The 17906-nt window shown below is 45.8% G+C and carries 18 protein-coding genes; 17 read left to right on the top strand and 1 reads right to left on the bottom strand.

The window, feature by feature from the left end; all coding sequences use genetic code 11:
- Positions 1 to 2 precede the first annotated feature (2 nt).
- Positions 3 to 653 (top strand): site-2 protease family protein, encoded by a 651-nt coding sequence (locus ACESPQ_RS17765; protein WP_002607312.1) that lies wholly within the window; start codon positions 3 to 5, stop codon positions 651 to 653.
- Positions 654 to 1082, top strand: coding sequence for a GNAT family N-acetyltransferase (locus ACESPQ_RS17760; protein WP_373144642.1), 429 nt, complete (start codon positions 654 to 656; stop codon positions 1080 to 1082).
- A 259-nt stretch (positions 1083 to 1341) separates the two neighbouring features.
- Here the strand turns inward: ACESPQ_RS17760 and glmS are convergent, their stop codons facing one another.
- A complete protein-coding gene (glmS, locus tag ACESPQ_RS17755) occupies positions 1342 to 3159 on the bottom strand; it encodes a glutamine--fructose-6-phosphate transaminase (isomerizing) (protein ID WP_002607314.1) in 1818 nt (605 codons plus the stop codon).
- Positions 3160 to 4089: 930 nt separating this feature from the next.
- On the opposite strand from glmS, the gene ACESPQ_RS17750 reads away from it, so the two are divergent.
- From ACESPQ_RS17750 to ACESPQ_RS17680, 15 genes are all read left to right on the top strand, one after another.
- The gene (locus tag ACESPQ_RS17750; protein WP_373144641.1) at positions 4090 to 4737 is read left to right on the top strand and encodes a hypothetical protein; all 648 of its coding nucleotides are present in this window, start codon (positions 4090 to 4092) and stop codon (positions 4735 to 4737) included.
- Positions 4738 to 4756: 19 nt separating this feature from the next.
- Positions 4757 to 5287 carry a signal peptidase I gene (locus ACESPQ_RS17745; RefSeq protein WP_118001796.1) on the top strand — a complete coding sequence of 177 codons (531 nt, stop codon included), beginning with the start codon at positions 4757 to 4759 and terminating at the stop codon, positions 5285 to 5287.
- Positions 5288 to 5296: 9 nt separating this feature from the next.
- The gene (locus ACESPQ_RS17740; RefSeq protein WP_257327991.1) at positions 5297 to 6274 is read left to right on the top strand and encodes a hypothetical protein; all 978 of its coding nucleotides are present in this window, start codon (positions 5297 to 5299) and stop codon (positions 6272 to 6274) included.
- Complete coding sequence (locus ACESPQ_RS17735) at positions 6258 to 7667, top strand: hypothetical protein (protein ID WP_118001798.1); 1410 nt, start codon at positions 6258 to 6260, stop codon at positions 7665 to 7667. The genes ACESPQ_RS17740 and ACESPQ_RS17735 overlap by 17 nt, the downstream gene beginning before the upstream one ends.
- A 14-nt stretch (positions 7668 to 7681) precedes the next feature.
- Entirely contained in the window at positions 7682 to 8491 is an 810-nt protein-coding gene (locus ACESPQ_RS17730; RefSeq protein WP_002607320.1) for a hypothetical protein, read from the top strand.
- Positions 8492 to 8707: 216 nt separating this feature from the next.
- Complete coding sequence (locus ACESPQ_RS17725) at positions 8708 to 9901, top strand: ABC transporter substrate-binding protein (protein WP_002607321.1); 1194 nt, start codon at positions 8708 to 8710, stop codon at positions 9899 to 9901.
- Between the two features lie 72 nt (positions 9902 to 9973).
- Positions 9974 to 10852 carry a branched-chain amino acid ABC transporter permease gene (locus tag ACESPQ_RS17720; protein ID WP_002607322.1) on the top strand — a complete coding sequence of 293 codons (879 nt, stop codon included), beginning with the start codon at positions 9974 to 9976 and terminating at the stop codon, positions 10850 to 10852.
- Between the two features lie 4 nt (positions 10853 to 10856).
- The gene (locus ACESPQ_RS17715) at positions 10857 to 11816 is read left to right on the top strand and encodes a branched-chain amino acid ABC transporter permease (protein WP_373144640.1); all 960 of its coding nucleotides are present in this window, start codon (positions 10857 to 10859) and stop codon (positions 11814 to 11816) included.
- 2 nt (positions 11817 to 11818) lie between these two features.
- Complete coding sequence (locus tag ACESPQ_RS17710; protein ID WP_373144638.1) at positions 11819 to 12595, top strand: ABC transporter ATP-binding protein; 777 nt, start codon at positions 11819 to 11821, stop codon at positions 12593 to 12595.
- Position 12596: 1 nt separating this feature from the next.
- Positions 12597 to 13301, top strand: coding sequence for an ABC transporter ATP-binding protein (locus tag ACESPQ_RS17705; protein ID WP_257335146.1), 705 nt, complete (start codon positions 12597 to 12599; stop codon positions 13299 to 13301).
- A gap of 4 nt (positions 13302 to 13305) precedes the next feature.
- Positions 13306 to 13953 carry a CBS and ACT domain-containing protein gene (locus ACESPQ_RS17700; protein WP_002607326.1) on the top strand — a complete coding sequence of 216 codons (648 nt, stop codon included), beginning with the start codon at positions 13306 to 13308 and terminating at the stop codon, positions 13951 to 13953.
- A 63-nt stretch (positions 13954 to 14016) separates the two neighbouring features.
- Positions 14017 to 14934: an ABC transporter permease gene (locus ACESPQ_RS17695; RefSeq protein ID WP_002607327.1), complete on the top strand. Its 918-nt coding sequence runs from the start codon at positions 14017 to 14019 to the stop codon at positions 14932 to 14934.
- Positions 14935 to 14946: 12 nt separating this feature from the next.
- The gene (locus ACESPQ_RS17690) at positions 14947 to 15885 is read left to right on the top strand and encodes an ABC transporter permease (protein WP_008818537.1); all 939 of its coding nucleotides are present in this window, start codon (positions 14947 to 14949) and stop codon (positions 15883 to 15885) included.
- A gap of 12 nt (positions 15886 to 15897) precedes the next feature.
- Entirely contained in the window at positions 15898 to 16911 is a 1014-nt protein-coding gene (locus tag ACESPQ_RS17685) for an ABC transporter ATP-binding protein (protein ID WP_002607329.1), read from the top strand.
- Positions 16908 to 17882, top strand: a complete 975-nt coding sequence (locus tag ACESPQ_RS17680; RefSeq protein WP_373144636.1) for an ABC transporter ATP-binding protein — start codon at positions 16908 to 16910, stop codon at positions 17880 to 17882. The genes ACESPQ_RS17685 and ACESPQ_RS17680 overlap by 4 nt, the downstream gene beginning before the upstream one ends.
- Positions 17883 to 17906: the final 24 nt, after the last annotated feature.

Raw genomic sequence — 17906 nt, 5'->3', positions numbered from 1 at the left:
TTATGGATATTCGTGGTTTTTTTGCTAATCTGATCTATATACTGCCTGCGGTTGCGATTGCACTTTCCGTGCATGAATTCGCACATGCATTTGTTTCCTATAAGCTGGGTGATATCTCTCAAAAGCAACGTGGCAGACTTACCCTAAATCCCCTAAAGCATTTGGATCCGTTTGGAACTCTGTCCCTGATTTTCTTTGGCTTTGGATGGGCAAAGCCGGTACAGGTGGATCCATATTTTTACCGCAATAAGAAAGACGGTATGATCTGGACCGCAATGGCGGGACCGCTGATGAATTTCATCGTCGGCTTTCTGATGGTCATATTGTATATGCTGTTCATACGCTTTGGATTGCTGTACAAAAATGAATTCACTTATTATCTGTTTCAGGTAATCGGCACAACGGCATCCATCAATATTGGTCTTGGAATTTTCAATCTGATTCCGATTCCACCACTGGATGGCTCCAAGATTCTAATGGGGATCTTAAAGGAGGAAACCTATTTCAAGCTGATGCAATATGAAATGTATCTATCCTTCATCATGATATTCCTGTTAATGTCAGGTGTTTTGGATGGCCCGCTGATTCATGCCAGAGAGGCTATTCTGGATGTGTTCGTCAAAGCGGCAAGCATGATCACCGGCCTTGGCTAAATGAAGCTGTTGTTTAATAAAGCATCACCACAGCATGCAGCGCCCTTAACAGCCCTGCAGCATGTCTGTACGGATTTCTTACTTGCAAAGGGGATTCGCCAATGGACCTATATGTCGAAAGGTGATATTATAAAGGAGCTTCCGTTTACCTATGTGCTTTTGTCAAACCATACCGTGGTTGCTTCCTTTTGCATAAAGCTGTATGAAGAGGATGCAGCGTATGCAACCCGTATTGCTGTGCATCCCGATTATCAGGGAGCAGGCATAGGAAAGGCAATCTGTACCTGGCTGAAAGGCTATGAACAGCCTGTTTATCTGGATTGCTGGAACGGTAACGAGAAATTAAAGCGCTTCTATAAGGAAAATGGCGGACACATAATTGGCGTGTTTCCGGAAGCAGATTATGAAATTTGCGTTTTTTGTTTCTAAAAAAGGGATCGTAGCGGAAATCACGTTATGATCCCTTTTCGCTGAAAGGAGAACGAAGGACTTCTAAGTCTGACAGGTTTCCTATACCGGCAAATATCTGCATATCAATCCTTTGGGGATAATGAAAAAAAGCTTCATCCAATTTTGCACATAAAAAGGGCATTTTCCATGCCCTCTTTTCTATATTTAACCGCAGATGTGCAAACGTGTGTGTAGTATCAGGAAATTGAATGTAAGCGCACATCTTACGTTAAATACCTTATTCTACAGTGACAGACTTTGCCAGATTACGCGGCTGATCAATTTCACACCCGCGCAGCCTGGCGATTTCATATGCCATCAGCTGTAAAGGGATTACCGTCAGGATTCCCTGAATCAGCTTATCCACCTTTGGTATCACCAGCACATCATCATAATAATCCGAAGCGATATCAAGGTCATCGCTGATTAACAGCACAACATAAGCACCGCGTGCCTTAACCTCCTTGATATTGCTGATTGTTTTCTCATATAAATCCTCATCGGTCGCAAGTGCAATCACCGGTGTTCCCTTTTCAATCAGGGAAATGGTTCCATGCTTCAATTCTCCGGCAGCGTAGGCCTCGGAATGGATATAGGAAATTTCCTTCAGCTTCAGACTGCCCTCCATGGATAGTGAATAATCCAGACCGCGACCGATAAAGAAGACATCGTTGTGCTCATATATTTTTTTAGCAAATGCCTTGTACTGGTCGGAATCGATCAGCTGTTGCATATGCTGCGGCAAATCCTTTAGTTCCTTCGTAATGCGTGCCGCTTCCTCTGCATCAATATTTCCATGAACATAGGCCAGATTGCAGGCAATCAGTGATAATACGGCAACCTGTGTACAATATGCCTTTGTAGTCGCTACACAGATTTCCGGACCTGCCTTTGTATAGATAACAAAGCTCGCCTCTCTGGCGATTGTAGAGCCGACAACATTGACGATTGCCAGAGTATCCACACCGTGCTCTTTCGCAAGTTGCAATGCCGCAATCGTATCGGCGGTTTCTCCGGATTGGGATACCAGAATAACAAGAGTCTTATCCGTGAATATCGGATTTGCATAGCGATACTCACTGGCGCACACACAGTCCACATGAATCCGTGCTCTGGTTTCAATCAGAGATTTTGCAATCATCCCCGCATACATGGCACTTCCGCAGGCAACTATGTGAATATCGTTGTACTTTGCCAGATTCGGCATGGTATTCAACAGGTCCTTCATATCCACCTGCATTAAAGAATCAATCGTTTTCTTAACGACCTCCGGCTCCTCATGAATTTCCTTCAGCATGAAATGCTCAAAGCCATCCTTTTGAATATCCTTTATATCCAAATCGGTCACAAGGATATCGCGTTTCACAAAATCACCGTCCAGTGTCTTGATAATAATACCTTCACTGCTGCAGCGGGCAATTTCTTCATGCTCCAGAAGCAGGTATTTATTCGTATACTTCAGAAATGCGGAAATATCACTTGCAAGGAATGCCTTGTCACTTGCAACACCAAGTACAAGCGGAGAATTCTTTCGCATGGCATAGATGACATCCGCCTCATCCGCAAATATAATGGCAAATGCAAAGGAGCCGCGGAAATGATGATAAGCACATGCAAGAGCCTGCTGCTTGTCCTTTTTCAAAAAATAACAGTAGTCGATATACGCGCAGGCGATTTCACTGTCAGTGTCACTCTTGAATGTATAGCCTGCATTTTCCAGTTCTTTTTTCAGCTCATTATAGTTTTCGATAATACCGTTGTGAACCAGCGTGGTATTGCCGCTTTGATGCGGATGGGAATTGATTTCGCTCGGTTCACCATGTGTTGCCCAGCGCGTGTGTGCGATTCCCACCTGACCGCCGGCTAAGCCTACAGCCTCCATTTTTTTCTTTAGAAAGCTGACCTTGCCCTTTGCCTTAACGACCTGAACCTCGCCGTCATGTACAACGGCGACTCCGGCAGAGTCATAGCCTCGATACTCCAGAGCCTCCAGACCCTCAATTAAAACACTATTTGAGATATTGCATAATCCCGCATAGCCTATGATTCCACACATAAATTGTCCTCCATTTTCGTTATTGTTTATTTTATGATGAAACTGCATACTAAAAAAATGTGTTTGTATACGCATGTACTGCAATACGTATACGCAAATTCGTAAAAAGCATGATAAAAAAATGAAAATTCTGTTGTATGAGTTGTATGATATATAAATGTGTGATGAAATCAGTTTTGTAGCAGTATGATCTTGCTTTTGTCTGAAATCTTTCGATCCACACATAACCGTAACAGTACCCGCCGAATCTTTCGATAACTGTTATCCTCGTCAACCACGTAGGTCCTGGCGCTCATTACTATATTCCTCATGTCCCTCCCTGAAACATAATAACTGTTACTAGTATACTATACTTTTATGAGAATGCAACTTAAATTTTTTATAAATTTAGCTTCTCAAGGAAGGATTTTAAAAAAGAAGGTGTCGAATATAACAGGGATTCTTACTCACTTTGGGTGCAAGTATAAATAAGGAAAAATGAGGAAGTAATTATCCTGTGAATTTAGAAACTTCATGTTTTCTTTCTTTTAAACTGTTTTATCAATTCTCCTTTCCAAGTAAAAACCTTAGCATAGATTTCACGGCTTATTATCAGAAACGGGTGTAACTTTTCCGGTTCCATGTACGCATTCACCAAGCTTTCATGCTCCTTGTTATTTAATGACAGTACAGCTTCTGCAGAATACATCGCCTATCATTTGTTCAAGATGTATAAATTAAATACAATATCCTTGTTTACAATTTCTGCATTAAAATAAAACCTTCATTTTATTTCAGAAAATTTCCATAAAATGTTAAGAAAACGCTTGCATTTATTTTCGTGTCCTAGTATTATATGGTATAGACCAAGTGGTATATACCATTTGCGATGAATGTGGCAATGACCATCACAGCACTACTGCAGATTAGGAAGAGAGAGGAAAGAGACAAATGAAAAAAACGTTATTTATGGGTGCTTTAGCACTTACAATCGCTACATCCATGGTTGCGGGAACCATGGCCGTTTACACACATGCAGATACACTTGCCGGAACAACGAATGATACGGTAAGCGCGAAAAAGTTTTATATAAACTCTATTGCAACGGATAAAATTAACATAAAGCTGGCTCCGGGAAACGAAGAATTCTGGGATTTCCAGGTAACGAATCATAAGGATCATATCGTTACCGAGGTTCCGATGGATTTGAAGCTGAAGGTGGATTTGAAAAATGCAGCGGCACTGCCCGATCTTGTATGCACGTTATATCGCGTGGATGGTGAAAAGAATGTCGCACTGGCAAGCGGAACAAGAGCAGATGGCAGTACAACGATTGAATTAGAGAAGCTCGGTGAATTTGCTCCGAATGTTGAAAAAGACAGCACCTATAAGCTTGGTTTCTATTGGAAGGATACGGCTGGAAGCAATGATGCGCTGGATACGGCAATCGGTAGTGATGGCGCTATTAAAGATGACGGACAGGCGAATCCTGGAGACACGCTATCCGGTATTTCTGTAACAGTGACCGGTACGCAGACCACGGATGCAGCAATCTTGCAGAGTATGAACCAGCCGGAATATAAGCCCGCCAATAAATAAGTAAGGAACATTCAGAAATATGAAGCAGGATGTGTATACCAGCGAAGCACAGCTGCAGGCAATGCTGGACGAACTGGAGCATGCACATGATCTCGACAGCAAGGCACATACGCGCATTGCCAGAAGAAAGCTGTTCAAGCTGATTGGTAATCTGGCAGGCGTGCTTATCATTGCCTTTCTGTTTATCACATGGCTGCAGGTGGAGGATGCAAGAAGCAGGGGAGAGGTACCGACCGTATGCGGTTATCAGATATATGAAGTGAAAACCGGCAGTATGGTACCGACTATCCCTGTAAAATCACTCATCCTCTCCCGCATTCCAAAGGACGCGGCAAAGCTTGCGGTCGGAGATATTGTCACCTTTCAGGATAACGGAGTAACTATAACACACCGTATTGTTGAGGTGGTACAGGAAAAGGGAGCGATTGGATATCGTACCAAGGGCGATAATCCCGCTAATTCTGTAGACCCCAATATCCTCACGCCGGATCGCATACAGGCCGTTTATGTGATGAAGCTACCCTTCCGGTTCACATCGGAAAGTGATTAGGTGATTGCTATGGAACAAGCGAAGAAACGCGCTCAGTGCGTACTGATGGAGCATGTCGGCTCCATGGAATATTATCAGAGTCCGCAGCAGGATCCAAAACAGGTGTTTTCGGATATTAACTTTGAGGCGCTGGAGGGCGAGGTGTGGGCCATCCTTGGCACCAGTGCGTTTGAAGTGCGACTGCTGCTGGAAATTATAGCAAATGCAAGACCCTACAAGGACGGACGCTGTGTACTTGCGCAAAAGGGCATGATGCGCAAAAAAAGAACCATCCTTCCACATGTATATTATATAGGAAGTACAAATATGCTGTTTACCAATATGAATGTACTGGAGTATCTGATGTATATCACAGCGCGTGAGCAGGGGGATGCGGCAGTCAGGCAGAAACGTATACTGGAGAAAATCATGGAACTGAACATGGGCTATGTCGCGTTATCCGTAATAGGAAATCTCACACCGTCTGAGCGATCTGTGGTCACGCTTCTTGTATCACTGTTCACGGAAAGTAAACTGATTATCTGGAATCTGGCACGGTTGGAATACGATGAACGCAGTCTTCAGGCAATTGCCGCAATCTGTGAAGAAATTCGGAAACAGAAGCGAACACTGCTGTTTTCCACATTCGACTATCAGCTGATCGAACGTTGCGCAACGCATATCGCTCCTTTATATGATGGCAGGCTGCTCTATACGGGAACGGTAGAAGCCTTTGTGCAGACCTGGGATCACCTGAGTACGATTATACAGGATGCACATATTACAGCTATACGAAATGCGATAGAAACGGCGCACAGCGACTATACGGTTCTGGAACGGGATCAAACGTTATATGTTTGGGATCAGGAACAGAAAACGGATACCTATCACAGCATCTGGAAACTGCTTACCGAGCATCAGCTGCATCCGGATAGTATCCGCCGCCATCCACTGTGTGTGGAAAATGCCTGGAAGGAAATAAGAAACCATCATGATTTACAACCATAATATAATTACAAAGGAACAGAAGCAGGCGTTTGTGGAAAGAAAAGAGAGCCGCAACAAGATTTTCTTTTACGGGATCATCGTAGCTCTTTTAACCTTTTCCCTGCATTTCATGCTGCAGACCCTGACGCGCAGCGTATTATCCACCGCGCTGCCGCAGCTGATGATGCCAAGCTACTTTTCCACACTCTCCCTGTATATTGTTATGGCCTTTATCTTATACACGGCCTACATGATCCGTTATTATGATTTTCTGACCTATGCGGAAATCTCACAAAATAAATGGTATACTCTGGCAAAAAACGGTTATGCGCCTCATCGCATGATTCTCGTCAAGCTGCTGATGCGGTTGTCCGAGGTGATTGCCTACTATACCATCGGTTTTTTGGCAACGCTGTTTCTGACCATGTTTCTGAAATATCCGTTTGTCGTATCATATATGCTTCCCTTATATATATGCGGACTGATTGATCTGATCTTTTTGTCCCTGATCACCATGAGCGCCTCTTTGTTCATCAGCCGTCAGAGGAATGCACGGTATGTGATTATCATTGGTGCGATATGCATCTGGATGCTGCGACTGCAATGCGGTTATTATCATCTGATCAGTGATCGTATATGGATGAGCACACCCGGGAATTTATTTGATCTGTCGCAATGCTCCTACCTGTTGTACTTTATCATTATGATTATCCTCTGTGTTCTAGTGGTTGTCTTTCGGGCGAAGCGAATTGCTCAGTATACTAATTTTCCGTTTTATGAACGGGATATGGATATGGGTGAGGATGTGAATATCGTTGTTCTTCAGGAGGACGGATATCGTGAGGTCGAGGAGCAGTATGTACGCAGACAGCGCAGAAAGGGAATGGATACACTGGTGAATCTGGCCATGGTTTTACTAATCACGGCCGGTGTTCTGATCAATGTGTTCGTGCTGTTTGTATCCTTATCCTCACCGGAGCGGGAAACCAACTACTTCGGTGTGATACCGTTTGTCTTCCATACGGAATCCATGGAGCCGCAGATTATGTATAATGATCTGGCGTTCTTTGATGCAATCGACAAACAGGAGCCACTGCATGCCGGGCAGAGTGTTCTGTACCATGAGGATGACGGTCCGCAGGTCGCAAGCATCAAGGCGGTAAAGGGAGAAAAGCTTTCCGTTGATATTTTGAAGTATACGGACGATGTGAAAAAAGGAGCCTATGAAAAAGTTATAGCACGCGATGCGGTCTATGGACGCTACAGCGGAAGAAGCCGATGGCTGGGGGCGATCATCCTGTTTGCCAATACTGTTTTAGGTAGACTGATTCTATTGTTGATTCCGGCGTTTATGCTGTATTACTACAAACCGATTCTCGCCTATCTGAAAAAGAAAGGGTTTATTACAGAGTAAGGAGGAATGCAGGAATGAGAAATTATGCAATACTTGCTGCTGTTCTGCTGTGCGCGATTGTGCTATCTTCCGTTTCGGATAGCGCCGCAGTCTATACGCATTCTCAATCCTACAGCGGTGAGCTTACCTTTCACCGAGAAATTACGATCGATGATTTCTTTCACTATGAAATGGTGGATACTGTGGCAGACAGCACCGCCGTTTATGACAAGGAACAGAAAAGCATTATCCTGCAAAATGAATCGGGAGCTTTTATACAGCATACCAAGCTACCCGCAAAGGGGGATTACATGGCCTCAGTGGAACTGACATCAATTATGCCGGATACCCTGCAATCCATCGCCTTTCAATTTGGCGGCTCTGCGAATGTGACCAGTGAAGGAGAGGAAGGCAGAACGAACTATACTGCAATGGGGAATATTTTGAAGTTTGAGGACAATGGGGATCTTGTAATTATCAATCAGGGATTTCAGAAAAATCTCAATCAACATGATCAGTATGTGGAGTATTCCAATCATCAGGTATATCATCGGATTCCAAAAGCCGAACTGCCTGCTTTGAATGGCCGTCCGGTTACGCTTCGGGTGTTTGTGAAATATAACAGAGATAATGAAAACTGCTCCATTTATATTGTGATTAACGATACTCTGCTAAATAAGGATGCTTTGATTCCGGCAGGCAGAGCAATGAATACCCAGTTTGCGGATCAGGTGGGCGCTAATCAGATCATCACAGGTGTATCCTCCTATGGCGCAGGTAAGCAGGTCACCTTTACAAAGCTGAAAATCGAACCTTGGGATGGAGAACGAAGCTCTGTTTATTAAAGCAGGGCTTTTACCCGTTGAATAAGAAAAATCCTGACTATTACAAACTGCATTGCAAGAAAAACAGATGGAGTACTGTAATAAATTACATAATGTCATGAAAATGTGTGAAAAATTTGCAGAAAACACTTGAAAAAGAATCCGTGAGCGAATATAATAGAACTATCAATTTTAACGGTAATTGATATAAGGAAAATGAAAAGAGGAGAGAGGAACATGGGAAATTTTAAGAAATTTATGGCCATGGCAGCAGTCAGCTGTATGGCTTTGACAACGATGACAGCCTGTGGAAACAGCGGTGATGCAGGCTCCGGTGATGGAGATACAAACGAAATCAAAATCGGTTTAAACTATGAGCTGTCCGGGGAGACAGCAAACTATGGTACGCCGGAATATAACGGCTCCATGCTGGCCATCAAACAGGCAAATGCAAACAAGGACAACAAGTTTAGCTATAAGGCAATAAAAGGGGATAATAAATCACAGGCGGATGAATCCACAAACGTAGCTACCAAGCTGATTACATCCGATGGTGTAAAGGGGATTGTAGGACCGGCAACCTCCGGCGCTTCTGCGGCAACCTATCAGATTGCTACCGATAATAAAGTGCTGGTTGTTTCACCATCCGCAACTGCAACCAATGTGACGCTGCAGGACGGTAAGACGAAGGAAAGCGTGTATCCGTATGTATTCCGTGTCTGCTTCGAAGACCCTTATCAGGGAGCTGCCATGGCAGTCTATGCTAAGGATACCTTAAAGAAAACCAAGGCTGCTGTCATTTCCGACTCCAGCTCTGATTATGCAAAAGGTTTATCAAAAGCATTCCAGGATAAATTCAAGGAAAAAGGCGGAAACATCGTAACCGAGCTGAACTATCAGGCAAAGGATACCGATTTCAACGTACAGCTGACAAAAATCAAGGGAATGGACTTTGATGTGATCTATATCCCAGGCTATTATAATGAGGTAGGTCTGATTATCAAGCAGGCTCGTGAAATGGGAATTGATGTACCAATCGTCGGCGGTGACGGATTCGATTCTACCGACCTTGTGAAGCTGGCAGGAAACAAGAACCTGAACGATGTATTCTTTACAACAGCCTATACAACCGTGGATGCAAGTGATGCACTGACACAGTTTATTGCGGACTACAAGAAAGAATATAATGAAGATCCAAGCATGTTCTCCGCTCTGGCATATGATGCGACGAACGTCTTGATTCAATCCTTTGAAAAAGCAGGAAGTGCAGATACGGAAGCAGCACAGAAGGCTATGACTGAGCTTGATTTCAAGGGAGTAACCGGAGATTTCACATTTGATGAAACACATACACCGAAGAAGGCTGCACTTGTTGTTGAGCTGGTAGACGGCGAACAGAAAAATGCAGTTGAAGTTGATCCAAACAAATAGTAGAATACGATGAAGTATAGAATAGGGGAAAGATATTCTTTCTCCTATTTTCCAGTATAGAGGGGTGAAGTTATGACAGAATTTTTTCAACAGCTGGTAAACGGTCTTTCCATTGGCAGTATCTATGCTCTGATTGCATTGGGATATACGATGGTGTATGGCATTATCAAGCTGATCAATTTTGCGCATGGTGATATTTACATGCTTGGTGCCTATGTGGGATTCATCTCCATAGCACAGTTACATTTGGGCTTTTTTCCGGCACTGCTGCTGGCCATGGTGGTATGCGGTGTGCTGGGTGTTATTATTGAACGCATAGCGTATAAACCACTGCGTAATGCTACACGAATTGCGGCATTGATTACGGCAATCGGTGTCAGCTATTTTCTGGAATATTCCACACAGAAGATCATGGGGCCGGGGGTTAAAACCTATCCGTCTGTATTGAGCAATCAAACCTTCCATGTGTTCGGCATCCAGATTCAGATGCAGCAGATTTACATTCTGGCGATCACCATCATTCTGATGCTCGCATTGCAGTTTATCGTACGCAAGACGAAAATCGGACGCTCCATGCGTGCTGTTTCCGTGGATGCGGATGCGGCAAAGCTGATGGGGATCAATGTGGACGCAACGATTTCCTATACCTTTGCCATCGGTTCCGCACTGGCCGGAGCCGGCGGTGTTCTGGTTGGTATGTATTACAATACGATCAACCCGCTGATGGGAATGGTTCCCGGTATCAAGGCGTTTGTCGCTGCGGTATTCGGCGGAATCGGTATCATTCCGGGTGCGATGTTCGGCGGCTTCTTCATCGGCATTGTAGAGGCGCTTGTCACAGCATACGGAAGCTCCTTATATAAGGATGCCGTTGTATATGCCATTTTGATTCTGATTCTCATCATCAAGCCGGCAGGACTGCTGGGCAAAAATGTGAAAGAGAAGGTGTAGGCGTATGAAACATATCTTTAGTAAGCTGAACCTTTGCTGGATTTTATTCACAACGGCATTGTTAACGATCATCACGCTGCTCATGCAGGGCGGTGTGATCAACTTCTATTATCAGAGTACCTTATATACCATTGGAATCAATATGATTCTGGCAATCTCCCTGAATCTGATCATCGGTGTGACCGGTCAGTTCTCTCTGGGACATGCCGGCTTTATGTGTATCGGTGCCTATGCGGCTGCCATCATTACCAAGGCAACACCGAATCTGGGCGGCTTTGCGCTTGCCGTTGTGATCGGCGGTGTGATCTCCGCGCTTGTCGCTCTGGTTGTTGCGATACCAACCCTGCGCTTGAAGGGGGACTATCTGGCGATTGCGACGCTTGGTTTTTCTGAAATCGTTCGTATCATCGTATTGAATATGACGATTACCAACGGAGCTGCCGGACTGTTCGGTATTCCGAAGCTGACGACCTGGCCGCTGCTGCTGTTCTGCCTGATCGTATCCCTGTTAATTGTACTGAACTTTTCACGCAGTGCACCCGGGCGTGCCTGTATTTCCATCCGTGAGGATGAAATAGCATCCGAGGCAATGGGAATCAATACGACAAAATATAAGACAATCGCCTTTGTGATCGGTGCTGTTCTGGCATCTCTGGCAGGTGCCTTGTATGCCTGCAACTTCTATGTTGTAAAGCCGGACCTGTTCACCTTCAATAAATCCGTGGACATTCTGATTCTGGTTGTATTCGGCGGTATGGGAAGCTTTACCGGTTCCATCGTTGCGGCAGTTGTCATCGGCTTTATCAATATGTATCTTCAGAATTTTGCGGATGTCCGTATGATTATTTACGGTGCTGCCCTGGTACTGATTATGGTCTTTCGTCCGGAAGGTCTGTTTGGAACCAAGGAATTTACCTTCTCTGCTCTGTTGAAGCGGTTCTCGAAAAAGAAGGAGGTGCGCTGAGTATGACGTTATTAAAAGTCAGCGGACTGACAAAGAACTTCGGCGGTCTTTGTGCGGTATCCAATATCCATATGGAAATCAATGAACAGGAGCTGATCGGACTGATCGGACCAAACGGTGCCGGAAAGACAACGCTGTTCAATCTGCTTACCGGTGTTTATGAGCCGAGTGAGGGGAACATCGAACTGAATGTCGATGGTGCGATGAAGGAAATCGGCGGTATGAAGCCGTATGCGGTAACGCGTATGGGGCTGGCGAGAACCTTTCAGAATATCCGCCTGTTTAAAAATCTGACAGCGCTGGATAATGTGAAAATCGCAATGCATAAGAATATTAAATACGGAACCCTGCAGGCAATCCTGCGTACACCAAACTATTATCGTGAGGAGGAACGTGTGGAGCAGCAGGCAGAGGAGCTGTTAAAGGTGGTTCATCTGTACGACAAGCGAAATGAGCTTGCCAGCAATCTTCCCTATGGGGAACAGCGCCGTCTGGAAATCGCCAGAGCGCTTGCCACACAGCCGAAGGTGCTGTTTCTGGATGAGCCGGCAGCCGGTATGAACCCGCAGGAAACGGCGGATCTGACCAGACTGATTCACCGTATAAAGGATGACTTTCATCTGACCGTGATTCTGATTGAACATGATATGTCGCTGGTTATGACGATCTGTGAGCGGATTTATGTGCTGGATTATGGAAAATGCATCGCCAACGGTGTTCCGGAAGTGATCAAGAATGACAAGCGCGTCATCAAGGCGTACTTGGGGGAGGATATTTAAGATGCTGAAGGTAGAAAAATTAAATGTCCACTATGGCGTGATTCATGCACTGAAGGATGTATCCATGGAGGTTAAGGAGGGGGAAATCGTTTCACTGATCGGTGCCAACGGCGCCGGAAAGACGACCCTGCTTCAGACGATCAGCGGATTGCTGAAGAAAACGAGCGGAGAGGTTATGTTCCTTGGCAAATCCATGAATAAGGTCAGTGCTAAGAATATTGTAAAGGAAGGCATCACACAGGTACCGGAGGGACGTCATATCTTTCCCGGTATGAGTGTGTATGAAAACCTCCTGATGGGTGCCTATCTGCGCAAGGACAAGGAAGGCATCAAAAAAGACCTGCTGGATATCTACCAGCGGTTTCCGATTCTGGAGAAGCGCAGCTCACAGGATGCTTCCACCTTATCCGGAGGAGAACAGCAGATGCTGGCGATGGGACGAGCGCTGATGGCCAGACCGAAGATCCTATTGCTGGATGAGCCGAGCATGGGGCTTGCACCGATTCTGGTGAAGGAAATCTTTAACATTATCAAGGATATCAATGAAAAAGGGACAACCGTTCTGCTTGTCGAACAGAATGCAAAGATGGCATTATCCATTGCGGATCGTGCCTATGTCATGGAAACCGGCAATATCGTCATGACGGGAACCGGTGCAGAGCTGGTCAACAGTCCTGAAATTCAGAAAGCATACCTGGGAGGATAACACTATGTACGTAAAAAACAGAATGACAAAGCATCCGATTTGTATTGATGTGAACAGCAAAATCAGTGATGTAGTCGATATCATGAGTGAAAAGGAGCTGCACCGTATTCCGGTCATCAGCGGCAAAAAGCTGGTTGGTCTGGTTACGGAGGGCATGATCTCCAAAAAGGGTGCCAGCAAGGCAACCAGTCTGAGTATTTATGAGCTGAATTACCTGCTTTCAAAGACAAGCGTGGACGCGATTATGATTCGCGATGTTATCACGATTCACGAGGACCGTTTTCTGGAGGATGCGGCACTGCTGATGTATAAGCATGATATCGGCTGTCTGCCGGTTGTCAATGATGCCAATGAGGTTGTCGGTATTCTGACCAGCAACGATGTTCTTTCTGCATTCCTGGATATTCTGGGCTATCGTACAAGCGGAAGCCGTGTCTGCATTGAAGTCAAGGACGAGCTGGGAACGATCGGTAAAATCTCGGAAATCTTTGTCCGCAATAACTGCAATATCACCCATCTGGGGGTATACTCCCAGCACAACGGCTTTGCGGATATGATCATCCGTATTGATACCTTCCAGACAGACGCGTTGGCAAGTGATCTGGAAGCAAATGGATACAAGGTGTTGAGTATTACCAAAAATCCGAATTAACACAGCGGGATATAGTCATCGGGAGTATCCTTCTATTATAGAATGAGAAAAGGGGTTGTTTGAATGCCAAAGTATATCATCAAACGTGTGCTGATCGGATTTGTGACACTGTTTGTATTAGCCAGCGTTACGTTTTTTCTGATGAAGGCAACGCCGGGATCACCATTTTCCCTGGCGAAGTATAAGACACCGGAGGCACTGGCTGCCGCAGAGGCAAAGTATAATCTGGATAAGCCGCTGATGGAGCAGTATGTGATCTACCTGAAGGGGGTCGCACAGGGGAATCTCGGAGAAAGTATGATCAATACCGGACGCAGCGTTTCCTATTACATTAAAACCGGCTTTCCGGTAACCGCACGTCTGGGGCTGATCGCCTTTGTCCTGGCACTGGTGGGAGGAATCGCACTGGGAACCGGGGCAGCATTGTCACGGCATAAGTGGGTGAACAACCTGTGTATGTTTGTGGCGACCATCGGTGTCAGCGTACCGTCATTTCTGATTGCGATGATCATGTTGATCGTATTCGGTGTGCAGTTGCATATTCTGCCGTTTATCGGCTTGAACAGTCCGCTCAACTATATCATGCCGGCGCTTTCACTTGCGTTTTATCCCATCGCTATGATTGCCAGATTGACCCGTTCCAGTATGCTGGAGGTTATGAATCAGGATTATATCATCCTGGCACGCTCCAAGGGGACGCCGTATAAGAAGGTTGTCATCAAGCATGCTTTGAAGAATGCCATGCTGCCGGTGGTGACCTATGCAGGTCCGATGTTCGCCTTCATGCTGACGGGAAGCTTCGTCATCGAAAGTGTTTTCTCGATACCGGGTATCGGCAGTGCATTTGTATCCTGTATTACAACACGAGATTATCCGATTATCATGGGGCTGACGATATTCCTTGGTTTTCTTGTCATCACCTTTAATCTGATTACAGATATCCTGTCCGCCATTATTGATCCGCGGATCAAGCTGGATTAGGAGGTGAAGGCTATGAGTGATAAATTATTGCAGGAAGAATTGAGCGACGATCTGTTTGAACGTCTGGATGATTCTGAAAAAAATGCGGAAAAAATAGCATATGAAAGCCGGACCTATCTGGCGGATGCATGGCATCGGTTCCGACAGAACAAGCTGGCATTTGTAGGCTTCTGCTTTCTGATGTTCATGCTGCTGTGTGCGATTATCATACCAATGATATCCCCCTATACCTATGACGGACAGAATCTGGAGCTGCGCAATATAGGTCCGTCCCTTCAGCATTTGATGGGTACCGATAAATTCGGTCGTGACATTCTGGTTCGTATCATGTGGGGCGGACGTGTTTCCTTAAGCGTCGGCTTTGCGGCAGCGCTGATTTCTCTTGGTGTCGGTGTTCTCTACGGAGGAATTGCCGGCTACTTCGGCGGTAAAATTGATATGGCAATGATGCGGTTTGTGGATATGATGTATTCCATCCCGGATATGCTGTATGTCATTATGATCGTTGTGGTCATGGGACCGTCGATGAGCTCCATTCTGATCGGTATCTGTATTTCGTCCTGGATGGGGATGGCCCGGCAGGTACGAGCACAGGTCATGACGCTGAAGGAACAGGAGTTTTCCCTTGCAGCCAAGGTGCTGGGAGCGGGAACCGGACGTATCATTTTCAAGCATCTGATTATCAACAGCATGGGGCCGATCATCGTATCCGTTACGATGCTGGTGCCGAGCGCGATTTTCTATGAGGCCTTTCTGGGCTTTCTGGGAATCGGTCTGAGCGCACCGCAGGCAAGCTGGGGAACACTGGCAAATGAGGCAAGAAGTACCCTGACCTCGTATCCGCTGCAGACACTGTGGCCGATTCTGGCAATCTGTCTGACGATGCTTGCATTAAACTTTATCGGTGACGGTCTGGGGGATGCCCTGGATCCGAAAAAAAAGAAGAAGTAGGGAGGGAATCATATGAGTATGCTGGAAATACAACACCTCTCTACCGATTTTGAAACAGAAAACGGTATGGTACACGCCGTGCGTGATGTGTCTTTGTCTGTGGATAAGGGAGAGGTTTTGGGAATCGTAGGAGAATCCGGTTCCGGAAAGAGTCAGACGATGTTTTCCGTTATGGGGCTGCTGTCAGGCAACGGAATCGTGAAGGATGGCAGTATCACCATTGACGGCAAGGAAATATCGCCAAAGGCTTTTTCCGACCGTAAGGAATATGAACAGGTAATGGATCACATCCGCGGAAATGATCTGGCAATGATCTTTCAGGACCCAATGACCTTTCTGAATCCGGTTCTGCGTATTGAAACGCAGTTAATGGAGCCGATTCTGAATCACATGGATATATCAAAGGAAGAAGCGAAAAAGCGCGCAATCGAATTGATGCGTAAGGTTGGTATTCCTTCTCCGGAGGCCAGAATACGACAGTATCCGCATCAGTTTTCCGGTGGTATGCGGCAGCGTATCATCATCGCAATCGCGCTGGCCTGCGATCCGAAAATCATTATCGCGGACGAGCCGACAACGGCGCTGGATGTGACCATACAGGCACAGGTTCTGGAATTGATTTCCCATCTGAAGGAGGAAATTGATTCCGGTATTATCATGATTACGCATGATCTTGGTGTTGTGGCGAGTATCTGTGATCGTATCGCGATTATGTATGGTGGAAAAATCGTTGAAACCGGGACGGTATTTGAAATCTTTGAGCATCCGCAGCATCCGTATACGATCGGTCTGCTGTCCTGTATTTCCAATCCGAATGAGCTGGAAAAAAAGGAATTGCATCCGATTCCCGGAAGTCCTCCCGATTTATTGAATATTCAGGAGAATTGTCCGTTTGCGGATCGCTGTGCAGCTGCAATGAAAATATGCAAGCTGCATATGCCGCAGGAAACACAGATATCTGCTACGCATCGCTGTTCCTGCTGGCTGCAGCATCCCAAGGCACACAAAGGTGGTGAAGTCCAATGAGTGATGCAGTATTGAAGGTGGAAAACCTGAAGGTGCATTTCCCGGTCAAGGGCGGTCTGTTCACAAAAAAGCAAGTGGTAAAGGCCGTGGACGGTGTCAGCTTTGAAATCTATCCGAGAGAAACCTTCGGACTTGTTGGAGAAAGCGGCTGTGGAAAAAGTACCACCGGTCGTGCAATCGTCAAGCTTTATGAGCCCACAAGCGGAACGGTGTATTACCATGGAGAGGATGTTACGAAAATCAAAGGCAGCCATCTTGCGGAATTCCGCAGGAATGTACAGATGATTTTTCAGGATCCCTATGCAAGTCTGAATCCCCGTATGACGGTTGGGGAAATCATCCGTGAGCCAATGGATATTCATCATATTTTCAACACGAAGGAAGAACGGGAACAGCGGGTTCGCGAGCTGCTGGATATCGTCGGGCTGAAGCCGGATCACATTCGCCGTTACCCGTATGAATTTTCCGGCGGACAGCGTCAGCGTATTGGAATTGCCAGAACACTTGCCCTGAATCCGCAGTTCATCGTCTGTGATGAGCCCATCAGTGCACTAGATGTTTCCATACAGGCACAGGTTATCAATCTGCTGGAGCATATCCAGAAGGAAATGGGCATTTCCTATCTGTTTATTGCGCATGATTTAAGCATGGTAAAGCATATATCCGACCGGATCGGTGTCATGTATCTGGGAAATCTGGTGGAAATCGGAGATAGTGACGATGTGTATCATCGCCCGCTTCACCCGTATACACAGGCTTTATTATCAGCGGTACCGATTCCCGATCCCCGTGTTGCCAGAGAAAAAAAGCGCATTGTACTGGAGGGCGAGCTGCCGAGTCCGCTGGATACCCCGAGCGGCTGCGTATTCCGTACCCGCTGTCCCAATGCCACAGAGCGCTGTGCCAGGGAAAAGCCGGGAATGGTAAACGTAGGGAAACGAACGGTTGCCTGCTTCCTGTATGAAAAATAATGTGATCATTTAAAAGGAAAACGA

It is taken from the genome of Clostridium sp. HGF2 (assembly GCF_964240115.1).
GTDB classification, from domain to species: domain Bacteria; phylum Bacillota_I; class Bacilli_A; order Erysipelotrichales; family Erysipelotrichaceae; genus Clostridium_AQ; species Clostridium_AQ innocuum.
The sequence above is the reverse complement of the archived record's forward strand: the minus strand, read 5'-3'. Positions and strand labels throughout refer to the sequence as shown.

Bases quoted from the DNA above. Each gene is read 5' to 3' on its own strand.
- ACESPQ_RS17710 (WP_373144638.1), top strand. From the start codon at position 11,819: ATGACGTTATTAAAAGTCAGCGGACTGACAAAGAACTTCGGCGGTCTT.
- ACESPQ_RS17695 (WP_002607327.1), top strand. From the start codon at position 14,017: ATGCCAAAGTATATCATCAAACGTGTGCTGATCGGATTTGTGACACTG.
- ACESPQ_RS17685 (WP_002607329.1), top strand. From the start codon at position 15,898: ATGAGTATGCTGGAAATACAACACCTCTCTACCGATTTTGAAACAGAA.
- ACESPQ_RS17690 (WP_008818537.1), top strand. From the start codon at position 14,947: ATGAGTGATAAATTATTGCAGGAAGAATTGAGCGACGATCTGTTTGAA.
- ACESPQ_RS17705 (WP_257335146.1), top strand. From the start codon at position 12,597: ATGCTGAAGGTAGAAAAATTAAATGTCCACTATGGCGTGATTCATGCA.
- ACESPQ_RS17730 (WP_002607320.1), top strand. From the start codon at position 7,682: ATGAGAAATTATGCAATACTTGCTGCTGTTCTGCTGTGCGCGATTGTG.
- ACESPQ_RS17740 (WP_257327991.1), top strand. From the start codon at position 5,297: ATGGAACAAGCGAAGAAACGCGCTCAGTGCGTACTGATGGAGCATGTC.
- ACESPQ_RS17765 (WP_002607312.1), top strand. From the start codon at position 3: ATGGATATTCGTGGTTTTTTTGCTAATCTGATCTATATACTGCCTGCG.
- ACESPQ_RS17735 (WP_118001798.1), top strand. From the start codon at position 6,258: ATGATTTACAACCATAATATAATTACAAAGGAACAGAAGCAGGCGTTT.
- glmS (WP_002607314.1), bottom strand. From the start codon at position 3,159: ATGTGTGGAATCATAGGCTATGCGGGATTATGCAATATCTCAAATAGT.
- ACESPQ_RS17700 (WP_002607326.1), top strand. From the start codon at position 13,306: ATGTACGTAAAAAACAGAATGACAAAGCATCCGATTTGTATTGATGTG.
- ACESPQ_RS17715 (WP_373144640.1), top strand. From the start codon at position 10,857: ATGAAACATATCTTTAGTAAGCTGAACCTTTGCTGGATTTTATTCACA.
- ACESPQ_RS17750 (WP_373144641.1), top strand. From the start codon at position 4,090: ATGAAAAAAACGTTATTTATGGGTGCTTTAGCACTTACAATCGCTACA.
- ACESPQ_RS17760 (WP_373144642.1), top strand. From the start codon at position 654: ATGAAGCTGTTGTTTAATAAAGCATCACCACAGCATGCAGCGCCCTTA.
- ACESPQ_RS17745 (WP_118001796.1), top strand. From the start codon at position 4,757: ATGAAGCAGGATGTGTATACCAGCGAAGCACAGCTGCAGGCAATGCTG.
- ACESPQ_RS17720 (WP_002607322.1), top strand. From the start codon at position 9,974: ATGACAGAATTTTTTCAACAGCTGGTAAACGGTCTTTCCATTGGCAGT.
- ACESPQ_RS17725 (WP_002607321.1), top strand. From the start codon at position 8,708: ATGGGAAATTTTAAGAAATTTATGGCCATGGCAGCAGTCAGCTGTATG.
- ACESPQ_RS17680 (WP_373144636.1), top strand. From the start codon at position 16,908: ATGAGTGATGCAGTATTGAAGGTGGAAAACCTGAAGGTGCATTTCCCG.